General features: G+C 71.0%; 20 protein-coding genes. 10 read left to right on the top strand and 10 right to left on the bottom strand.

Annotated features, from left to right (window positions below; all coding sequences use genetic code 11):
- Positions 1-12: 12 nt before the first annotated feature.
- The 3 genes from AB0M47_RS12595 to AB0M47_RS12585 are packed head-to-tail and all read right to left on the bottom strand — an operon-like array spanning position 13 to position 3,095.
- Positions 13-942, bottom strand: coding sequence for a hypothetical protein (locus AB0M47_RS12595; protein ID WP_363412226.1), 930 nt, complete (start codon positions 940-942; stop codon positions 13-15).
- Positions 932-2,185: an MFS transporter gene (locus tag AB0M47_RS12590; RefSeq protein WP_363412224.1), complete on the bottom strand. Its 1,254-nt coding sequence runs from the start codon at positions 2,183-2,185 to the stop codon at positions 932-934. Before AB0M47_RS12590 ends, AB0M47_RS12595 begins: the two co-directional genes overlap by 11 nt.
- Position 2,186: 1 nt before the next feature.
- Complete coding sequence (locus tag AB0M47_RS12585; RefSeq protein ID WP_363412222.1) at positions 2,187-3,095, bottom strand: alkaline phosphatase family protein; 909 nt, start codon at positions 3,093-3,095, stop codon at positions 2,187-2,189.
- 223 nt (positions 3,096-3,318) lie between these two features.
- Here AB0M47_RS12585 and AB0M47_RS12580 point away from each other — a divergent pair, with 223 nt between their 5' ends.
- The 3 genes from AB0M47_RS12580 to AB0M47_RS12570 all read left to right on the top strand — a co-directional run bounded on the left by AB0M47_RS12580 (position 3,319) and on the right by AB0M47_RS12570 (position 5,836).
- Positions 3,319-4,155, top strand: coding sequence for an alpha/beta hydrolase (locus AB0M47_RS12580; RefSeq protein WP_363412221.1), 837 nt, complete (start codon positions 3,319-3,321; stop codon positions 4,153-4,155).
- A gap of 173 nt (positions 4,156-4,328) precedes the next feature.
- Positions 4,329-4,640 carry an STAS domain-containing protein gene (locus AB0M47_RS12575; protein ID WP_363412219.1) on the top strand — a complete coding sequence of 104 codons (312 nt, stop codon included), beginning with the start codon at positions 4,329-4,331 and terminating at the stop codon, positions 4,638-4,640.
- Positions 4,637-5,836, top strand: a complete 1,200-nt coding sequence (locus AB0M47_RS12570) for a GAF domain-containing SpoIIE family protein phosphatase (RefSeq protein WP_363412217.1) — start codon at positions 4,637-4,639, stop codon at positions 5,834-5,836. Before AB0M47_RS12575 ends, AB0M47_RS12570 begins: the two co-directional genes overlap by 4 nt.
- Here the strand turns inward: AB0M47_RS12570 and AB0M47_RS12565 are convergent.
- Positions 5,829-6,230: an ATP-binding protein gene (locus AB0M47_RS12565; RefSeq protein WP_363412215.1), complete on the bottom strand. Its 402-nt coding sequence runs from the start codon at positions 6,228-6,230 to the stop codon at positions 5,829-5,831. The two genes, AB0M47_RS12570 and AB0M47_RS12565, sit on opposite strands and share 8 nt — an antisense overlap.
- Positions 6,231-6,408: 178 nt before the next feature.
- Between AB0M47_RS12565 and AB0M47_RS12560 the strand changes: the two genes are divergently transcribed.
- Positions 6,409-7,173, top strand: a complete 765-nt coding sequence (locus tag AB0M47_RS12560; RefSeq protein WP_363412213.1) for a 2-phosphosulfolactate phosphatase — start codon at positions 6,409-6,411, stop codon at positions 7,171-7,173.
- Between the two features lie 98 nt (positions 7,174-7,271).
- Here AB0M47_RS12560 and AB0M47_RS12555 read toward each other — a convergent pair whose 3' ends face one another.
- From AB0M47_RS12555 to AB0M47_RS12540, 4 genes are all read right to left on the bottom strand, one after another.
- Positions 7,272-7,595 carry a hypothetical protein gene (locus AB0M47_RS12555; protein ID WP_363412211.1) on the bottom strand — a complete coding sequence of 108 codons (324 nt, stop codon included), beginning with the start codon at positions 7,593-7,595 and terminating at the stop codon, positions 7,272-7,274.
- Between the two features lie 117 nt (positions 7,596-7,712).
- The gene (locus tag AB0M47_RS12550) at positions 7,713-9,923 is read right to left on the bottom strand and encodes an FtsX-like permease family protein (protein WP_363412209.1); all 2,211 of its coding nucleotides are present in this window, start codon (positions 9,921-9,923) and stop codon (positions 7,713-7,715) included.
- Positions 9,920-10,600, bottom strand: coding sequence for an ABC transporter ATP-binding protein (locus AB0M47_RS12545; protein WP_363412207.1), 681 nt, complete (start codon positions 10,598-10,600; stop codon positions 9,920-9,922). Before AB0M47_RS12545 ends, AB0M47_RS12550 begins: the two co-directional genes overlap by 4 nt.
- Positions 10,597-11,121, bottom strand: a complete 525-nt coding sequence (locus AB0M47_RS12540) for a PadR family transcriptional regulator (RefSeq protein ID WP_363412205.1) — start codon at positions 11,119-11,121, stop codon at positions 10,597-10,599. Before AB0M47_RS12540 ends, AB0M47_RS12545 begins: the two co-directional genes overlap by 4 nt.
- A gap of 98 nt (positions 11,122-11,219) precedes the next feature.
- Between AB0M47_RS12540 and AB0M47_RS12535 the strand changes: the two genes are divergently transcribed.
- Complete coding sequence (locus tag AB0M47_RS12535) at positions 11,220-12,053, top strand: PHP domain-containing protein (protein ID WP_363412203.1); 834 nt, start codon at positions 11,220-11,222, stop codon at positions 12,051-12,053.
- On the opposite strand, the gene AB0M47_RS12530 is transcribed toward AB0M47_RS12535, so the two are convergent.
- Positions 12,050-13,276, bottom strand: a complete 1,227-nt coding sequence (locus AB0M47_RS12530) for an ROK family transcriptional regulator (RefSeq protein WP_363412201.1) — start codon at positions 13,274-13,276, stop codon at positions 12,050-12,052. The genes AB0M47_RS12535 and AB0M47_RS12530 overlap by 4 nt on opposite strands.
- Before the next feature lie 94 nt (positions 13,277-13,370).
- On the opposite strand from AB0M47_RS12530, the gene AB0M47_RS12525 reads away from it, so the two are divergent.
- Positions 13,371-14,150, top strand: a complete 780-nt coding sequence (locus AB0M47_RS12525) for a hypothetical protein (RefSeq protein ID WP_363412199.1) — start codon at positions 13,371-13,373, stop codon at positions 14,148-14,150.
- Positions 14,151-14,189: 39 nt separating this feature from the next.
- Here the strand turns inward: AB0M47_RS12525 and AB0M47_RS12520 are convergent, their stop codons facing one another.
- Positions 14,190-14,564 carry a hypothetical protein gene (locus AB0M47_RS12520; protein ID WP_363412197.1) on the bottom strand — a complete coding sequence of 125 codons (375 nt, stop codon included), beginning with the start codon at positions 14,562-14,564 and terminating at the stop codon, positions 14,190-14,192.
- 142 nt (positions 14,565-14,706) lie between these two features.
- Between AB0M47_RS12520 and AB0M47_RS12515 the strand changes: the two genes are divergently transcribed.
- The 4 genes from AB0M47_RS12515 to AB0M47_RS12500 all read left to right on the top strand — a co-directional run bounded on the left by AB0M47_RS12515 (position 14,707) and on the right by AB0M47_RS12500 (position 18,117).
- Positions 14,707-15,504 carry a GyrI-like domain-containing protein gene (locus tag AB0M47_RS12515; RefSeq protein WP_363412195.1) on the top strand — a complete coding sequence of 266 codons (798 nt, stop codon included), beginning with the start codon at positions 14,707-14,709 and terminating at the stop codon, positions 15,502-15,504.
- Positions 15,501-16,019 (top strand): GyrI-like domain-containing protein, encoded by a 519-nt coding sequence (locus tag AB0M47_RS12510; RefSeq protein ID WP_363412194.1) that lies wholly within the window; start codon positions 15,501-15,503, stop codon positions 16,017-16,019. The genes AB0M47_RS12515 and AB0M47_RS12510 overlap by 4 nt, the downstream gene beginning before the upstream one ends.
- 63 nt (positions 16,020-16,082) lie before the next feature.
- Positions 16,083-17,198: a family 43 glycosylhydrolase gene (locus AB0M47_RS12505; protein WP_363412192.1), complete on the top strand. Its 1,116-nt coding sequence runs from the start codon at positions 16,083-16,085 to the stop codon at positions 17,196-17,198.
- Between the two features lie 55 nt (positions 17,199-17,253).
- Positions 17,254-18,117: an endonuclease/exonuclease/phosphatase family protein gene (locus tag AB0M47_RS12500; protein ID WP_363412190.1), complete on the top strand. Its 864-nt coding sequence runs from the start codon at positions 17,254-17,256 to the stop codon at positions 18,115-18,117.
- Positions 18,118-18,179 lie beyond the last annotated feature (62 nt).

Below are 18,179 nucleotides of genomic sequence, written 5' to 3'. Positions count from 1 at the left end.
TGGGGGGTGGGGTTAGGTGGGGAGGAAGGCTGGGGATTCGGCGTCGGGGAGGAGCAGCGTGGGAGTCCCGGTTCCGTCGGCGGGGACGGACCAGACGTCCGCGCCACCCGGGCGGCGCAGGGCGTACCCCACGGCGTCGGCGGAGAGCCAGATCGCCTGGTCGTCGACGCTGCGCGTCTCGGCGAGCGGCACGACACGACCGGTGGCCAGGGTCAGCACCGACAAACGCCAGCCCCGAGCGGGATCGCCGGCCACGGCGGACTTGTACGCGATGCGCGTACCGTCGGGCGACAGGGACGGGCACTCGACGCCGTCGCGCACGACGGCCACGGCGTGCCGCGACACAGAGCCGTACACCAGGTAGCGATGGTTGCGCGTCGACATCGTGGCGTAGAAGTGGTCGTCGTCGGCGGTGAACGTGACGCCCCAGAAGTTGCGGTCGGCTGCCGCCGGCGGCGTGACCGTGAAGTCTTCGAGCGTGCCGACGAGGTCACCGCTGACGGTGTCGAGGATGCCGGCCCGGGTGGAGAACTTCCCGTTGTTGTAGGAGTCGCCGGCGACGAAGACGGTCCAGGCGAGCAGCCGGCCGCTGGGCGAGACCCGGGCCCGGTTGGGTACGCCGACCAGCGGGAACTTGTCCTTCTCCCGCAACTGGGCGTCGACCTGCACGACCTGGTACGTCGCCAGTGGGCCGTCCGGGCGCAGGCAGATGCCCGTGCCCGCGGCGGCGAAGAAGCGGCTGCAGGACAGCGTCGCCACGCGACCGCCGGAGATCAGATGGCCTTGCGTCGCCGGTGCGGTGCTCACGGCGTACAAGCCGGCCTGGAGAGTGAGTGGCGCGGAGCCGAAGACGGCCGGGTGGCGCGCGTGCCGGATGACGCCGGCCGTCACCGCGACCAGCAGGACGAAGGCCGCCGCGGTGAGCAGGAGCTTAGATCGCACGTGGCCGCACCAGGACGGCGGTCGCGACCCCGGCGAGCAGCGTGAGGGTGAACGCGACCAGCACGGCGGCGGTCGTGTCCCAGGTCTGCCAGACGAGGCCGAACAGGACCGACGAGCCGAGGTAGGCGACGGCCTGCCCGGTCTGGATCATCGCGAGGCCGGTGGTCCGCAGCGTCTCGGGCAGCACCGGACCCGCCAACGCCATGAGCACGCCGTCGGTGCTCGCGTAGAAGGCGCCGTTGAGCAGCAGGACCAGCGCGATCATCGGCGTGCCCTGCCACGGGGTGGCCAGCACCAGATAGATCGCCGCGAGCAGAACGTATCCGCCGAGCAGCACGCGCTGCCGCCCGAGCCGGTCGGCCGTCGCCCCGGCCAGGCCCGCGAGCAGCAGGTAGGCCAGGTTCGTGCCGACCGCGAGCACCGGGAACCAGCCGATCGCCAGGCCCGATCGCCGCTGCAACAACAGGTACACGAAGCCGTCGCCGATCGTCGCCAGGCCCAGCACACACCCGGCCGCGGTCAGCCGCCGGGCTCGCGGATCAGCGGCCAGCGCGGCCAGGTCACGGGCGCGCGGCCGCCTCGCGGCCAGCGGATCGCGATGCTCCTTCACGAAAAGCACAAGCAGGAGTACGCCGAAGGCAGCGACACAGCAGCTGCACACGAAGACGGCGTCGAACGCGTCCCGCGAGGCGGCCGTCACCGCCGCGGAGCCGGTGGCGGTCAGCACGCCCAGCGCGACCAGCGGCCCGAGGAAGGCGCCCGCCGCGTCCAGCGTCCGGTGTACGCCGAACGCCCGGCCCAGCAGACCCGGCGGGGCGGACAGGGTGATCAGCGCGTCCCGGGGCGCGGTACGCAGTCCCTTGCCCATCCGGTCGGCGGCGATCACCGCGCCGATGACAGCGGTCTGCGTACCCATCACGAGCAGGCCGAGCTTGGCGATCGCGGAGACGCCGTAGCCGATGCCCGCGACGGTCTTGCGGTGGCGCGTACGGTCGGCGAGCCAGCCCCCGGCGAGCCGGAGCGCGGCGGTCGCCCCGGTATAGAGCCCGTCGACGGCCCCGTACGCCAAGGGCGTCAGCCCGAGCCCGAGCACCAGGTCCGCGAGGAGGACGGCGGTGACCATCTCGGCCGACACGTCGGTGACCAGGCTGACCAGGCCGAGCGCGAAGACGTTGGCCCCGATGGCCGTCCAGCGGCGACCCGCGCCCGTCGCGGCCGGGCGATCTACCGTCGACAGGTACACGTCACTGCCAGATGTCGGTGATCGGCGTGGCGCTCGCCGCGTTGTTGATCGGCGTGAGCCCGTACGCGTCCTCGATGGTCCGCAGGACCGTGTAGTGGTTGATCGTCTCGGCATAGCTGCCGACCTTGACGTGCTGGCCGACGAACGCGGTGAAGATCTGGTTCACCGACGTGCCGCTGTCCTCGTCGAACGTGACGATCAGCAGGCTGTTGTGGGTCTTGGCCCATTGGGCGTACGCGTCGAGCTTGGCTTTGAGCCAGGTGTCGCCCGTGCCGACGGAGCAGTCGTGCATGTCGTTGCACATGTCCGGGGTGACGAAGCTGACCGTCGGCAGGGTCGTGAAGTCGGTCGGGAACTTCGAGTACCGCAGGTTGCTCGCGGCCGGGACGTTGTCGAAGTCCACCCAGCTGTTGTGCTTGCGCCGGTAGGTGCCGCTGGAGCAGCCGGTGTAGCCGTCGGACGGCATCGCCTCGGAGTAGCCGGTGAAGGTCAGCCCGGCGGCGATCAGCTGGTGCCCGAGGTTCTCCTTGCCGGTGAACGTACGCGGGCAGCTGTCGTCGGTGACGCCCTGAGCCGATCCGGAGAACAGCGCGATGTAGTTCGGCTGGCTGGGGTGGGTGATGGCGAAGGACTTGGTGAACTTCGCGCCCTGCGCGGCCAGCGAATTGAAGTACGGCGCGCTGGAGCTGCCGTTGATCGACGAGTACTTCTTGTTCTCGAACATGACCAGCACGACGTGGTCGGGCCGGGGCACGGCGGCCGCGGTCACCGCCGCCGGCACCGGATCGGGGCCGCGGCCGGCGCCTTGATCAGGGCCGTTGTCGGGGCCGTGCTGGAGCGCGTAGGCGCCGCCGGCGACGCCCAACGCCACGACGGCGGCCAGCACTGTAGTGAGGCGTTTGACGGTCATCGGACTCCTTCGTCGGCGGATCACCTTACGAAATGTTACGCATCGATGCGTTGTGAATCGATGCCGCGCGGGCGAATGCTCCACGTCTGAAGGGTGAACGCGGCCGAACACCGTCCGGATATCTATTCTCCCGACATCACCGACAAATTGCACGACACGGTTGTTCGGCGCGGCACGTTTCGGCTTGCGACACCACCCCGCCCCGCAGATCGAGGAGTGCCTCTTGTCCGAACCACAACGCACGGGTGCCCGACGGCTCCGGCTCATCGTCGCGGCCCTGCTCGCCGCGACCCTGACCGTCCTGCTCCCCGCGGCCGGGGCCGCCGCGGGCAACCGGCACACCCAGCCGAAGCCGACCATCGTCCTGGTGCACGGCGCGTGGGCCGACGGCTCGTCGTGGACCGCCGTCGGCGACCGGCTGCGCCGGGCCGGGTATCCCGTGCGCATCCCGCCGAACCCGCTGCGCAACCTGACCACCGACGGGCAGACGATCGCGAGCTTCCTCGCGACCCTCACCGGGCCGATCATCCTCGTGGGCCACTCCTACGGCGGCGCGGTCATCACCCAGGCGGCCACCGGCAATCCGAACGTCAAAGCACTGGTCTACGAGGACGCCTTCGCCCCGGACGAGGGCGAGCAGATCTTCCCGCTCGCGGGCGAGGACTCGGCGCTCAACGTCGACCCCGCCACCGTCTTCGACTTCGTCCCCTACCCGGGCGCGCCGGCCGGTGACGTCGACCTCTACCTCAAGCAGGCCACCTTCCTCGGCCCGTTCGCGGCAGGTGTCCCCCGTCCCCAGGCATTGTCCCTGTACGCCGCCCAGCGCCCGCTGGCGTTGAGCGCCGGGTTCACGCCGGCGGGCGTACCGGCGTGGAAGACGATCCCGTCCTGGTACGTGCTCGGGACGCAGGACCAGATCATCACGCCGACCGCCCAGCGGTTCATGGCGACGCGGGCTGGTTCCCGGATCACCGAGGTACGCGCGGGGCACCTCGCGCTCATCACCAAGCCCGAAGCCGTGGCGAAGGTGATCCAGCAGGCGGCGTCCGCGACCGCCTGACCCAAGTCCTGCGGATCACGGGTACGCGGGCGATCCGCGCCGGTTCCACCGGCGTACCCGTGATCCGCAGCGTCGATTCAAGCCGGGGAAACTGAGCAGAACAGGCGTCCGGGGGATGCGATACCGTTCGCGGCGGGGACAATGATCCCACGACCGAGGAACGGGGGGAGCCCATGGAGATCGCCACCTCGCAGGAGGGCGGCGTCGTCGCCGTCACGGTGACCGGTGACGTGGACCTGCTCTCCCGGGAGGAGCTCGGGCGGAGCCTCGCCGACGCCGTACGCGACGCGGACCAGGGCGTCGAGGTCGACCTGTCCGGTGTCGAGTTCCTGGACTCCTCCGGCATGTCGACGCTGCTCACCGGCCGCCGGGCGGCCGACGAGGCGGGTCTGACCTTCCGGATCGTCGCCGCCGGCGACCTCGTCCGCCGGGTGATGGTGCTGACCGGCGTCTGGCCGCTGCTCACCGGGCAGGGCCGCGGATGACGGCAAGCCGCGATCCCGAGATGCTCGACCGCATCAGGGCGGTCACCGACGCCGAACTGTCGCACCTGCCCGCGGACGCGCTGCTCACCGAGCTAGTCGTGCGGACCAGGGCACTGCTGGGCGTCGACACCGCGACCATCCTCCTGCTGGACCCGACCGGGCGGGAACTGATCACCGCCGCGACCGTCGGTCTGGAGGAGGAGTTGCAGCTCGACATCCGGGTGCCGATGGGCGTCGGCTTCGCCGGGCGGGTGGCGGCCAGCGGCGAGTCGCTGATCATCGAGCACGTCGCTCGCCGGGACGTCTTCAGCCACGTGCTGATCGACCACCATGTGACCTCCATGGCCGGCGTGCCCGTGCTGCTCGCGGGCCGCGTCGTCGGCGTACTGCGGGTCGGCACGGTGGACGCCCGGCCGTTCACCGAGGACGACATCGAGCTGCTGCGGCTGGTCGCCGACCGGGCCGGCGTGGCCGCCAACACTCGGCTGTCGCAGACCGAACGCGTCGCGACCCTGGCCCTGCAACGCAGTCTGCTGCCCGCCCGGCCGCCGGAGATCCCCGGGCTCGACATCGCCGTGCGCTACATCCCCGGCGCGGCGGTCGGCGTCGGCGGCGACTGGTACGACATGTTCACCCTGCCCTCCGGCCATGTCGGGCTGGTCATCGGCGACGTGGCCGGCAACGGTCTGCAGTCAGCCGTCGTCATGGGCCGCATCCGCAGCGCGCTGCGGGCGTACGCGTTGGAGTCGACCGATCCGGCCGATGTGCTCACCCGGCTCGACCGCAAGATCCAGCTGTTCGAGCCGGGCGCGATGGCGACCGCGGCGTACGCCGTCGTCGAGCCGGACCGGACGTCGGTCACGTTCTCCGTCGCCGGGCACCTCATGCCGGTGGTCCTGGATCCCGGTGCGCGGGGGCATCTGCTCGACGCCCCGGTCGACCTGCCGTTGGGGGCGCTGCCGGACGCTGCTCGACGGATCACCACGCTGGCGTTGACGCCTGGGACAGGCCTGCTGCTCTACACCGACGGGCTGGTGGAGCGACGCCGTCAGTCGATCGACGACGGGATCGAGAAGCTGCTGGCCGGGCTGGCCGGGAGCGACGCCGAGACCCTGTGCGCCTCGGCGACGGCGAACATGCTGCACAACGAGGCGGTCAACGACGACGTGGCCGTGGTCGGCGTCCGCCTCACGTGACGGGGCGCAGCGGCGCCGGATGCGACCGCAGCCGGACCCACACCAGTTTGCCGCCCTCGTAGGCGTCGACGCCCCACGCCGCGGCGAGCTGTTCGATCAGGGCCAGCCCATAGCCGCCCGTGTCGTCGGGCGTACGCCGCCGGGGCGACACCGACGTGCTGTCGGCGGCACCGATGGTCACCTTCGTCTCGTGCGCCTGCACGGCGATCTCCAGCAGCCCGCCACCGTGGCGCACGGCGTTGGCCACCAGCTCCGAGACGACCAGATCGGCGATGTCCAGCCAATCGCCGTCGGTGAACCCCCACGCCGTGAGCAACTGCCGGACGGTCTTGCGAGCGCCGCGCGGGGCATCGACCCCGGACGGCACATCCAGCCGGGCACGCAGCTCACTCACCGTTCCCTCCCCTCCCCGAGGCGACCGGCGTACTCGCCGCCCATTGTGCCGCTTCTTCCGTGGGAAGACGAGGCGGCGTCGGCACCGGGCGAACGAGGGGCCGTTTCCATGGAGAACGAGGCGGCCGGGAAGTGGCTGCGCGATCCGGGGTGAGCGGTTGGTGCCGTAGGCTTCCGCGGTGATCAGTCCATACGCGCAGACCCCGTACGCGGTGCGCTGCGACTGGGGTCCGATCGGCGCGGACGAGGTCGGTCCCGGCACCGCCGTGGTGGCCGTGGTCGATGTGCTCTCCTTCTCCACCACGCTCACCGTCGCGGCCGACCGGGGCATCGAGGTATTTCCCTACCGCTGGCGCGACGAGCGGGCCGCCGCGTTCGCCGCCGAGCAGAACGCGACGCTGGCCGTCGGCCGGTCCGAGGTCGGCCCGGCGCAGCCGGTCAGCCTGTCGCCGTCGACGATCCGCGCGGCGCACGGTGTCACCCGGCTGGTCCTGCCGTCGCCCAACGGCTCCACCGTCGCACGGCGGCTGGCCGAGACCGGCGCCACCGTCATCGGCGTATCGCTGCGCAACGCTCGCGCCGCCGCCGCGTGGACCGCCCGTACGCTGCCCAGCGGCGCAGCCGTCGCGGTCGTCCCGGCCGGCGAGAGGTGGAAGATCGACGACTCGCTGCGCCCGGCGATCGAGGATCTGTGGGGCGCGGGCGCGTTCCTTCAGGGTCTGCTCGACGAGGGGCTCGGCGGTCTGTCGCCCGAGGCCGAGTTGGCGGTGGCGGCGTACCGCCATGTCTCCCCCCACCTGCGAGACGCGTTGTACGCCTGTGCCAGCGGGATCGAGCTGGCCGGCTACGGCTATCCGGAGGACGTCGACATTGCGTCCGAAGTAGACAGTAGCACCGTGGTTCCGGTGCTGGACGGCGAGAGCTTCCGCCCGGTCCCGGTCTAGCCGACGGCGATCTTCAGCTTCGCTTCGCCACTGGCGATCCGGGCCGCCTCAGCCTCGGTCTGCTTCCTCGGAACCCCCGACCGTTCACCCGGTCCAGGTTAGGCTGCGACTCCGACCACATCGGGGACGGCCGCCGCCGAGCGATACACCGCCGGCTCGCGGTGCACCGGGGCTTCGCGGTACAGCGGCGCTTCGCGCATGCCGGCCGCGAGACGCTCGGCCACGGCGACCGCGTCCTGCTCCCGGTCGAACGGCTGCCACATCGTCCAGCTCGCCTGGGCGGAGCCGACGAACCAGCGGCCGTCGGGCAGGACGCCCAGCGTGATCGTCATCTTCTCGTCAGACAGCTTGCCCCGGCCGATCCAGCGGCGCACCCGTCGGGTGCCGTCGGACCAGGGGGTCGATTCCCGTTCCGTGTCCACCCGACGACTATCGAACACAAGTACGACACCGTCAAGAGCTGGTCCCGCGTGTCGGGAACAATTGTTCGAATCACGCGGGACCCGCCCGTGGCTTGCTCGTGGTCAGTCAGCTGCGCGTCACTCGTTGCGGGCGACCTCGGGGCCGGTCATCCGGCGCAGCAGCGGCAGGGTGCCGCCGATGACCGCCAGCGACAGGACCAGGCCGACCCCGACCATGGCGTAGTAGTCCCAGCCCGGCGGCACGAGCGTGGAGCCCATCTGTGCCCGGAGGAACAGCTGGGCCGACAGCAGCCCCACACCGATGGCGACGACGGCCACCACCATCATCGGCAGGACGCTCTCCAGCAGCACGACACGGCGCAGCGTACGCAGCGAGACGCCGGTCAGCCGCAGCAGGCTGAAGGGCCGCTTGCGGTCGCTGAGGCCACCGGCGACGCTGGCGGCCAGGCTGCACCCGGCGATCGGCAGGCTGGCCAGGATGATCACGTTGGCCAGCTGCACCCAGCCGGTGAACATGTTCGTCGTGTCCTTGGTGTAGTCGCGATCGGCGATCGGCCGATGCGCGCTCGGAAAGGTGCTCTCGAGGAGCGTCCGGCTCTGTTCGACCGCCGCCATGGACCCGTCGTTGCGGACCTGGATCGCGGCGATCGGCAGCTGCTCCAGGTCCGCGGCCGTGATCGCCGCCGCAGGCCAGGGCGGGGCCGGCATGCCCTTCGGAACTCCGAAGTCGGCCACCGCCGCCGCTTCGGCTCCGGCCGGGCAGCTGCCCAGCTCGGGATGCCGGGCCAGGTCGGCGCAGGCGATCACGTAGGGCTCGTCGCCATATCTGCCGGGCTGATCCGGACCGAAGCCTGGGTTGGATCGCAGGAAGAACACGTCGGACACCCCGGGGACCGCCTTGAGCTGATCGGTGACAGGCGGCGTACCGGTGGGCCCGGGTTCCGGCCAGAACGTCTGCCGCACGTAGCCGGCTTCGAAGCGGTACTCGGTCAAGTCGCGGTCGGCGATGATCGTGCCGATGGTCGCCACGGCGACGCTCGTCACGAACAACGCCAGCACCAGTCCGCTGACGGCGCGGAAGCCGCCCTGCGGGTTGTCCGACAGCCGCCGGGCGGCGATCAGGGTGGCAGGTCGCTGCGCGCGCCGGGCCAGCAGCCGCGAGCCGACCATGGTGAACCAGGGTCCGGCGAGCACGAGTCCGGACATGACCACGAGGAAGCCGGGCAGGAACACCGCGACCTGCTTGAGGCTCGTGTCCGGCCGGTGGCCGTCCAGGTAGGAGAGCCAGGCCAGGCCGGCTACCAACGGAATCAACCGGTACGCCCGCGGCGGCTTCGGAGTGACCCGCCGGGTCACGCCGAGCGGGGACACGCGTACGCGGCGCAGTGACAGCCACGCCACCGCGAGCGCCGCCACCGGTACGCCCGCCGCCACCCACAGCACGTTGGCGACCGTCAGCGACATGTCGTCCGGGTAGAACGGCGCTCCGGTGAAGGGGATCGCCGCCAACGGTTTTCGCAGGAGGAAGAAGACGCCGAAGCCGACGACCGTGCCGATGGCGGCGGCGACCGCGGCTTCGACGACCGCCATCTTCGAGATCTGGCCGCTGGTCGCGCCGATCAGCCGCATGGCCGCGTACCGCTGTTCCCGGCGCGCGGCGGTGAGCCGGGTCGCGGTGCCGATGAAGATGAGCACGGGGAACAGCAGCGCTCCGGCGACCACGCCGAGAATCAGGTCGAATCCGGCCGACCGGTAGCCGACGATGCAGCTGGTGCAGTCCTCCGGCGAGGTGCCGAAGATGCTGGTGACCTGCTGGGCATTGGGCAGCTTGGCGGCCTCGGCCGGATCGTGTCCGATGATGATCACCAGCGAGGTGGGCGACGGCAGCGCCGCGTCGCCGATCAGGCCGACCTCATGGCCGGGGAACCGCACGTCGAGTTGCTCGGCCGGCGCCGTCGCGAGCAGGTCGTGCATCTCCGGGGAGACGAAGTACTCCCCGGCGGCGGGCAGCCGGGTCAGCCCCGGCGGGATGGGCGAATCGGGGCCGGTCGCCGCGACGTCGACCCGGGCGATCGGGTACGCGTCGTAGAAGTCTTCGCGCGGCGCCCACCACAACGCGTCGGCGTGGACGGCGTCGGTCGCGGCGGCCGGGGCCAGCCCGGTGTTCATCCACGCGTACCGGTGGTTGAGCGAATGGACGGCGTTCATCGCGGCGAGCGTGGCCAGCACCAGGCCCACTCCGAGCGCCACCGCGGCGGCGATCGTGATCAGCCGGACCACGGCCTCCCGGCCGCCGGCGACGGCGAAGCGCAGACCGAGCCGGATCACGACGCGACGCCTTCGGTCATCGCGACGCGGCCGTCCCGGACGATGACCTCGCGGTCGGCGTACGCCGCGACGCGGGGCTCATGGGTGACCAGGACGACGGTGGTGCCCTGCTCCTTGGCCGAGCCGACGAGCAGATCCATGACCTGCTCGCCGGTCAGCGAGTCCAGGGCGCCGGTCGGTTCGTCGGCGAACAACACCTCGGGCTCGGCGACCAAGGCGCGGGCCAGTGCGACCCGCTGTGCCTGCCCGCCCGACAGCTCACCCGATCGGCGACCCTCCATTCCGGACAGATCGAGTCGCTCGAACCAGACGCGGGCACGGCTCATCGCCTCGGCCCGGCGTACGCCCCCCAGCAGCAGCGGCAGCGCGACGTTCTCCTGGGCGGTCAACTCGGGCACCAGCTGGCCGAACTGGAAGACGAAGCCGAACCGGTCGCGCCGCAGCGCGCTGCGGCGGGTCTCGGACATCTGGTCGACCCGGTCCCCGGCGAAGGTCACCTCGCCGGAGTGGGGCACGAGGATGCCGGCCAGGCAGTGCAGCAGGGTGCTCTTGCCGGATCCGCTCGGTCCCATGATGGCGACGATCTCGCCGGCTTCGGCCCGGAAGGACGCGCCGCGCAGGGCCGGGGTCTCGCCGAAGGACAGCGTGACGTCGCTGGCCGCGATCAGGGCGGTCATCGGTGGATCTCCTTCGCGAGCGTGTCGAGGCGGGCGGCGGTCAGGTCGATCCAGCGCAGGTCGGCTTCGAGGTGGAACAGGCCGTGGTCGGCGAGCAGGGCGTCCACCATGCCGCCGCTGCGCCGGATCTCGGTGAGCTCGCGCATCCGCTGCATGTGGGCGCGCCGCTGGGTGTCGAGGTACTCCTCGGCGGGCCGGCCGAGCATGAGCGCCAGCACCACCTTCGAGAAGAGGATGGTCTGCAGGTGCGGCTCGGGCTCGACGGGCTCGGTCAGCCAGGCGTCGACCTCGGTGGCGCCGACGTCGGTGATGATGTAGCGCTTGCGGTCCGGGCCGTCGCCCTTGCCGACGTCGCTGATGACGACCTTGCCGTCCCGGGCCAGCCGGCTGAGGGTGGCGTACACCTGGCCGAACGGCAGCGGCCGTCCGCGCCCGAAGTACGCGTCGTAGTCCCGCTTCAACTCGTATCCGTGGCTCGGCTCGCGTTCGAGCAGGCCGAGGAGGGTCAGAGGCACCGTCATGCCGAGGACTATACACCCAGCGTATACACCCGGCGGACAACCCCCACGGCGACACGACCACGGACGCGCGAACCCGGACGGCGAGGCAGAATGGCGCAATGCTGCCGACCGACGGGCACGTGCACAGCGAATGGTCGTGGGACGCGCCCCACGGCGCGATGGAGGAGACCTGCGCGCAGGCGGTGGCGCTCGGTCTGCCGGCGATCGCGTTCACGGAGCACGTCGACCATACGAAGTGGACGGTCGAGCCCGCCGAGCTGGATCCGTTCCCCCACCTCAAGAAGCTCCTCGACGCCGACGACCGGGTCGTGCCACCCCGCTTCGACGCGCTGGGCTACCTCGAAAGCCTCGACCGCTGCCGGCACCGGTTCCCCGACCTTCGGATCATCAGCGGCGTCGAGCTGGGCGAACCGCACCGGCACCGGGACCAGGTGGCGCGGCTGCTGGCCGTCGGCGAGTTCGAGCGGATCCTCGGCTCACTGCACACGATTCCCTGGGCTGACAAGGCTTCCGAGCCGCCCTTTCACTTCCGGCACCGCCCGCCCGGCGAGGTCCTACGGGACTATCTGGCCGAGCTGCCGACGATGATCACGACGGCGGCTGAGTTCGGCGTACTGGCCCACATCGATTACGCCGTCCGCTACTGGCCGGCCGACGCCGAGCCCTTCGACCCGTACGCCTTCGAGGACGAGTTCCGGCACGCCCTGCGTACGCTGGCCGACAGCGGCCGGGTGCTGGAGGTCAACACCCGTGGGCCGCGGAATCCCGACATCGTCCGGTGGTGGTACGACGAGGGCGGTCAGGCGGTCGGCTTCGGCAGCGACGCCCATCAGCCGACCGGGCTGGCCTTCGAGTTCGCCGAGGCGGCCGCGATGGTCGAGGCGCAGGGCTTCCGCCCCGGGCGCCACCCGTACGAGTTCTGGGTCCGTTAAGCGCCCAGCGACGCCATGACTCCGAGCGGGTTGGCCAGCAGATCCGCGAACCCGAGTTCGGCCGCCCCGGCCAAGGTGGTGTCGTCGCCGAGCGCGGCCACCTCCAGGCGTACGCGGTGCCGGGAGACCGGCAGGACGTGGGCGGCGATGCGCTGGTCCACCCGTTCGCGGGCGCCCAGGTAGACGTCGCGCATGATCCCGCCGAAGACGAGCATGCCCGGGTTGAACAGGTTGATCAGGTTCGCGACGCCGATGCCGAGCCAGTCGCCGACGTGGTCGACCGCCCGCCGCGACGCGGGGTCGCCCCGGAGCGCCTGCTCGACTACGTCGCGGACGGCTTCGTGGCCGATGACGTCGGCGGGCAGGCCGGCCTCGTCGAGCAGCGCCCGCTCCCCCACCTCCGCTTCCAGGCAGCCGCGGGCGCCGCAGGAGCACGGCCGGCCGTCGTGCGGGTTGACCACCATGTGGCCGAGTTCGCTGCCGTAGCCGCTCTCCCCGTCGAGCGCCTCGCCGCCGACGATGATGCCGCCGCCCACACCCACGTCGCCGTGCAGATAGATGAGGTTGCGTACGCCGACGCCGGCGCCCCGCAGATATTCGGCCCACGCCCCGAGATGCGCCTCGTTGCCGACCCGGACCGGCAGCCCCAGCCCGAGCTGGTCGCGCAGTTCGGTGCCGAAGGCCTGGTCCACCCAGCCCAGGTAGGGCCCGTATCGGACGGTGCCGTCGCCGGGCCGGATCATCCCGCAGTAGGACCCGCCGACTCCGACGCAGACCGCGCCAGGCCGGGCCGAGCGGTGCAGGTCTCGCCCGAACTCGGCGAGTACGCCCACCACGGCGTCCAGGTCGGGCCCGGAACGCGACCGGGCGGCGATCCGCCGGTCCTGTACCTGCCCGCCGAGCGACACCCGGGCGGCGGTCAGGCGGTCCACCGCGACGTCGAAGGCCAGCACGTACGCGCGATCGGCGGCGGGCGTGACGACCAGCGAGGGGCGGCCGGAGCGGCCGAGCCCGCCGGGCTGCCGTTCGTGCACGAGACCGGCGGCGCTCAGCCGGGTCGTCAGGGCCATGATGGTGCTGCGGTTGAGGTTCATCTCCTCGGCCAGCTCGGCTCGGGACATCGGACCGGCCAGGTGCAGCCGCCGCAGCAGCGCGCCCAGATTCCGCCGAGGTCCCTCGTCGGAGGCGGCCTCGGCTCCGGGCACGGTCGGGCTGGTCAGCATCGGCGAACCCACCTTACAATGCGTGCGTCGCGACCCCGGCGGGCATCAAGGACCGTGCGGGCTGAAACGTCGACTCCCACGAAAGGGGGCGTCGATGTTGCGACGCTTGGACGATCTCGCGGCTCACCTGGCGACCCGGGGTGACGTGATCGGGGTGCTCGGACTCGGCTCGGCCGGGGTGGAGCAGGACCGCTTCGACGAACACTCCGATCTGGACTTCTTCGTCGTCGTGGACGACCTCGCCGCCAAACAGCGGTATCTCGACGACATCGGCTGGCTGGCCGCGCCCGCGCCGGTGGCGTACAGCTTCGTCAACGATCGCAACGGGCGCAAGGCGCTGTACGCCGACGGCGTCTTCTGCGAGTACGCCATCTTCACCAGCACGGAACTACAGCAGCTGCCGTTCACCGGTGCACGGGTGATCTGGGCCCGCTCCGACGCGCCCGCGAACCTGGCCGAGCTGGGCGCCCAGCCGACTCCGGAGAACGGCACCGTGGAGTTCCACCTGAACGAGGCGCTGACCAACCTCTACGTCGGGCTGCATCGGGAGTTGCGCGGTGAGACGCTGACCGCGGCCCGGTTCGTGCAGTCGTACGCCGTCGACCGGGTGATCGCGCTGGCCCGGCTCACCGATCCGCGGGCGTACCAGCGCGACGTCTTCGATCCGAGCCGCCGGGTGGAGCGGGCGTACGCGCCGGCGGAGCTGCCGCTGGCCGGAATGGTCCCAGGCTACGGGCGCACCTTCGAGGCGGCCGAGGTCACGCTCGGCTGGCTGCGGGCGCGATTCGAGGTCGACCCGGTGATCGGCGCGGCGATCGACGAGTTGCTGAGGATCCGGGCGCGGGGTGCGTCCGCGCCCGGATCGGCTAGCTGAAGCCAGTTCGCCCGGCGGAGCCGGGACTAGCAGAAGCAGCTAGAGACAGTCACCGCCGCCGTTGTTGTTCTGCGCCGGCTGGGTGTACTTCTCCTGCGTGCCGTACTTGGCGTACACGCGCATGTAGTTGGGGTAGTCGACGTCGCCGTAGTAGGTCGCCGTCTGGTTGTCGTAGTACGTCGTGTCGCTCGACCAGACGATCCACTGGCCGTTGCACTGCGACTGGACCTCCCAGTACACGTCGCCCGCGCAACCGGACAGGCCCTGCGACCACATGACCATGTTGGCGCCGTTGTAGATGTACTTGGAGAGTTCGAGCGTGCACGAGTCGGCGGCCTGCGCCGAGGCGGCCGGGCCGACCAGTCCGGCGGCGGCCAGCGCGGCGGCGGCCGCGACACCTGCGATCCTGCGCATGGTGGTACCTCCTTTGTGGATGCCTCCCAGGATGTCGATCACCATAACCGTCTCTGTAATGTCTTGTCACCCCGTAACGATCTAGTGAAAATCCTTAACGGCGTCTCGTGACCTGGACTCTCCCACGAGGGGAGGGTCCAGCATGGGAACCGTGCAGGACGAGATGACCATCGGCCGGTTCGCCCGGCTCTGCCGGCTGAGCGTGAAGCAGTTGCGCCACTACGACGAGGCGGGGCTGCTGCGGCCCGCCCGCGTCGACCCGGCCACCGGCTACCGCTACTACGTTCCGGCTCAGGCCCGCGACGCGCTCACCGTCGCGCTGCTGCGCGAGATCGACCTGCCGCTCGCGGTCATCACGGCGGTCCTGGCCACGCCCGAACCGGACCGCGGGCGGCTGCTGACCGCCGAACGCGACCGGCTCGCCGAGCGCATCGACCGCGATCGGGCCCGGCTCGCGTTGCTCGATCGGCTCGCGTCCGGTCACCCCGATCACGAGGTGGTACGCACAACGGAGCCGGCGAGGCGGTTCGCCGTCGTCCGGGCGACCGCCGATCCAGGGCGCATCGGGGCGGCGTACGGCGAATGCGTCGGGCGGTTGCTCGCGACGCTCGCCGGGCGGCTCTGGACGCCGCCGTTGTGGGGCCTGTATCCGCTGGACTTCCCGGATAACGCGGCCGACGGCATGGCGGTCGCGGCCGCCGCCGAGACGGACGCGATCACCACCCTGGAGACGGTGGACCTGCCGGCCGCCGACGTCGTCACCACCGTCCATCATGGACCGTACGCTGAGCTGCCCTTGGCGTACCACACCTTGTTCGCCTGGATCCACGAGCGGGGACTGACCCCCGTTGGCCCGGCGCGCGAGGCCTATCTGGTGGGGCCCGGCGAGGCCGAGCCCGCCGACCTGCTGACCCGCGTGATTCTGGAGGTACGCCCGTGAGACCCGAGTTGGTCGACCTCGCCGAGCAGGAGTTCCTGATGGTCGACGGCCGCGGCGACCCGGACGGACCGGGCTACGCCGAGGCGGTCGCCGCGCTCTACAAGCCCGCGTACGCGCTGCGCTTCGCCCTGAAGCGGGCCGGCGTCGACCGCAAGGTGGCGCCGCTGGAGGGCCGCTGGTGGTCCGACGACCTCGCGGACTTCGCGGCCGGCGGCGACCGGTCGCGCTGGAACTGGACGATGATGATCGGCCTGCCCGCCGAGGCCGCCGAGCTCGACGTGCCGTTGGCTGAGGGCGTGCGGCGGGAGCGGTTCACCGAGGGACTGAGCGCGCAGGCGCTGCACGTCGGCCCGTACGCGACCGAGCCGGAGACGCTCGACGTCCTGCACGCCTTCATCACCGAGCAGGGGTACGCGATCGACGGCGAGCACCACGAGATCTACCTGTCCGATCCGCGCCGGACCAAGCCGGAGCGGCTCAAGACGATCCTGCGGTACCCGGTCCGCCGCGCATAGCCCGGCCCCGCGCCTGTAGACGAAATGTATCCGATTTGGATATCGAGATGTTCAGATCGGGCCATGAGGATCAGCCGGCGTGCCGTCGTGACGGCGCTCGCGATCGCCCTGGCCGCCGCGGTGGGCGGAGCCGGCGCGAGCGCGGCCGCCGAGACCGCGACCGTGCAGGACGCGGCGGACGAGTCGCAGGACTTCCCGTTCCCCGGGGCGGACACGATCGCCCTGCATGACGGGTCCGATCAGTACATCACCTATGGCGCCAGCGCCCACGGCCGCAAGGTCCCCTACGCGATCTCCGGCTCGGGCGACGTGGTCGGCACGTCGCCGGTGATCGCCGGCGACGCCATGCCGGACGGCGGCGGGGCGTGGGTGGAGGACGGCTCCGGCATCTGGACGCCCGGCGCCTGGTACCACGTCAAGGACGGTGTGGGCCGGTACTACCTGTTCTATACGGCGACTCACCGCGACGACAACGGCCGCAAGTGCGTCGGCGTCGCCCGGTCGCGGAACCCGGGCGGCCCGTTCACCCCGGAGCCCACCCCGATCGTCTGCCCGGACAAAGGCGACCGCTGGGCGCTGGACGCCGACGTCACCGCCGGCCCCGCCGGCGCGATCTGGATGACCTGGCGCGACGGGCAGCGGGCCGAGGGCCTGGAATCGGCGCTGTCGGTCATGATGCTGACCTTCAACACCGACGGCACCGTGGACCGCAACGGCGACCCGGTGGTGATCCTGCGCAGCGACAGCCTGGTCTGGGCCAAGTGGCGCGACACCGGCGGGGTGACCGTCATCGAGAACCCGAGCGCCTTCTACCACGACGGGTCGTGGTACCTGTTCTACTCCGGCAACGCCTGGGCGGAGAACTACTACTCGACCGGCATCGCCTACTGCGGCGCGAAGATCGACGACGGCCTGTGCACGCCGATGCCGGGGCCCAACCGCGCCTGGTTCTCCTACTCGGGCCCGGCCGTGCATCTGCCCGACGACATGCGCAAGTACGGGCTGCCCGGCAACAAGCGGGGACCGGGCGCCATGGACGTGTACCTCGCTCGCGACGGCCGCCCCTGGGTGACCTGGAACTACCTGGCCGACGACAGCAGCGGCCGCAAGAGCCGCACCGGCCGCCTGGTCGTCACCGGATCCGGCGCCGGCGCGGACTTCAAGGTCCAGCTCTCCTGACGTCGTTCCAACGTATCCGCCTTCCTGATCCGCTTTCGTGAAAGGGACCGTGTCCATGCCCCGGAGAAGCCTGAGCACCGCCCTGGTCGCCGTGGTGGCGACCCTGGCGGGGCTCCTGCCGGCCACCCCCGCCGCCGCCGTGAACGTCACCTTCCAGGCGGGCACGCTGAACATCCTCAACGAGCTGACCCAGGCGCAGTTCGCCGAGGATCTGCGGCTGATCACCTCGAAGGCGGACCTGGTCGGCCTCAACGAGGTCGCCAACCGCCGTGACTTCCTCCAGACCTGGGCCGCCGACAACGGCTGGTGGTTCTACTCCCCCACCCCGTACAACGCGTCCGCCGAGGCGCTGCTGGCCAAGAAGAGCATGTTCGACGTGCTCGACAAGGGCTCGAACTTCGTGTGCGACACCAACGGGCCCGGCGAGGTGCCCCCGGCCCGGTACAACAACTGGGTCAAGTACAAGCACAAGGCCAGCGGCCGCGTCGTGTTCCACATCAACTTCCACGCCAACGCCAGCATCGAGGACAACGGCCACCCGACCGACCTGCCCCGGACGCAGTGCGCGGAGCAGCAGTTCCAGGAGGTCAAGGAGCTGGCGGCGCGGAAGAAGGACGAGGGGCAGGTCATCGTCAGCGGCGACCTGAACGTCGACTTCGAGGCCGACCGGAGGGTCGGCTACGCGAAGTTCCCGTGGAAGGTGTTCGAGGCCAACGAGCTGCCGAACCTTCGCTCCGTCTACAACATCCTGGGAGTCAAGGCCACGCCGACGCACGACGTCCGGCACATCGACTACGTGTACTTCTGGAAGCGCGTGGAGTCGTCCCAGGTGATGTGGATGACCGACTATCGGATCGTCACCGGCACGAACTCCGATCACAACGGCGTGGTGGCCGACTTCGCCATCGATGTGGCGTAGCCTGCCGCCGTTCCGCCGGGCCGGACGCATGGCGGCGTCCGGCCCGGCACTCCATTCGCAGG

This window comes from Hamadaea sp. NPDC051192, assembly GCF_040682475.1.
GTDB lineage: Bacteria > Actinomycetota > Actinomycetes > Mycobacteriales > Micromonosporaceae > Hamadaea > Hamadaea flava.
This window is presented reverse-complemented; position numbering and strand designations above follow the sequence as displayed.

Coding starts and splice junctions, on each gene's coding strand:
- AB0M47_RS12585 (WP_363412222.1), bottom strand. CDS start 3,095: ATGACCGTCAAACGCCTCACTACAGTGCTGGCCGCCGTCGTGGCGTTG.
- AB0M47_RS12575 (WP_363412219.1), top strand. CDS start 4,329: ATGGAGATCGCCACCTCGCAGGAGGGCGGCGTCGTCGCCGTCACGGTG.
- AB0M47_RS12570 (WP_363412217.1), top strand. CDS start 4,637: ATGACGGCAAGCCGCGATCCCGAGATGCTCGACCGCATCAGGGCGGTC.
- AB0M47_RS12545 (WP_363412207.1), bottom strand. CDS start 10,600: ATGACCGCCCTGATCGCGGCCAGCGACGTCACGCTGTCCTTCGGCGAG.
- AB0M47_RS12540 (WP_363412205.1), bottom strand. CDS start 11,121: ATGACGGTGCCTCTGACCCTCCTCGGCCTGCTCGAACGCGAGCCGAGC.
- AB0M47_RS12535 (WP_363412203.1), top strand. CDS start 11,220: ATGCTGCCGACCGACGGGCACGTGCACAGCGAATGGTCGTGGGACGCG.
- AB0M47_RS12530 (WP_363412201.1), bottom strand. CDS start 13,276: ATGCTGACCAGCCCGACCGTGCCCGGAGCCGAGGCCGCCTCCGACGAG.
- AB0M47_RS12525 (WP_363412199.1), top strand. CDS start 13,371: ATGTTGCGACGCTTGGACGATCTCGCGGCTCACCTGGCGACCCGGGGT.
- AB0M47_RS12520 (WP_363412197.1), bottom strand. CDS start 14,564: ATGCGCAGGATCGCAGGTGTCGCGGCCGCCGCCGCGCTGGCCGCCGCC.
- AB0M47_RS12515 (WP_363412195.1), top strand. CDS start 14,707: ATGGGAACCGTGCAGGACGAGATGACCATCGGCCGGTTCGCCCGGCTC.
- AB0M47_RS12505 (WP_363412192.1), top strand. CDS start 16,083: ATGAGGATCAGCCGGCGTGCCGTCGTGACGGCGCTCGCGATCGCCCTG.
- AB0M47_RS12500 (WP_363412190.1), top strand. CDS start 17,254: ATGCCCCGGAGAAGCCTGAGCACCGCCCTGGTCGCCGTGGTGGCGACC.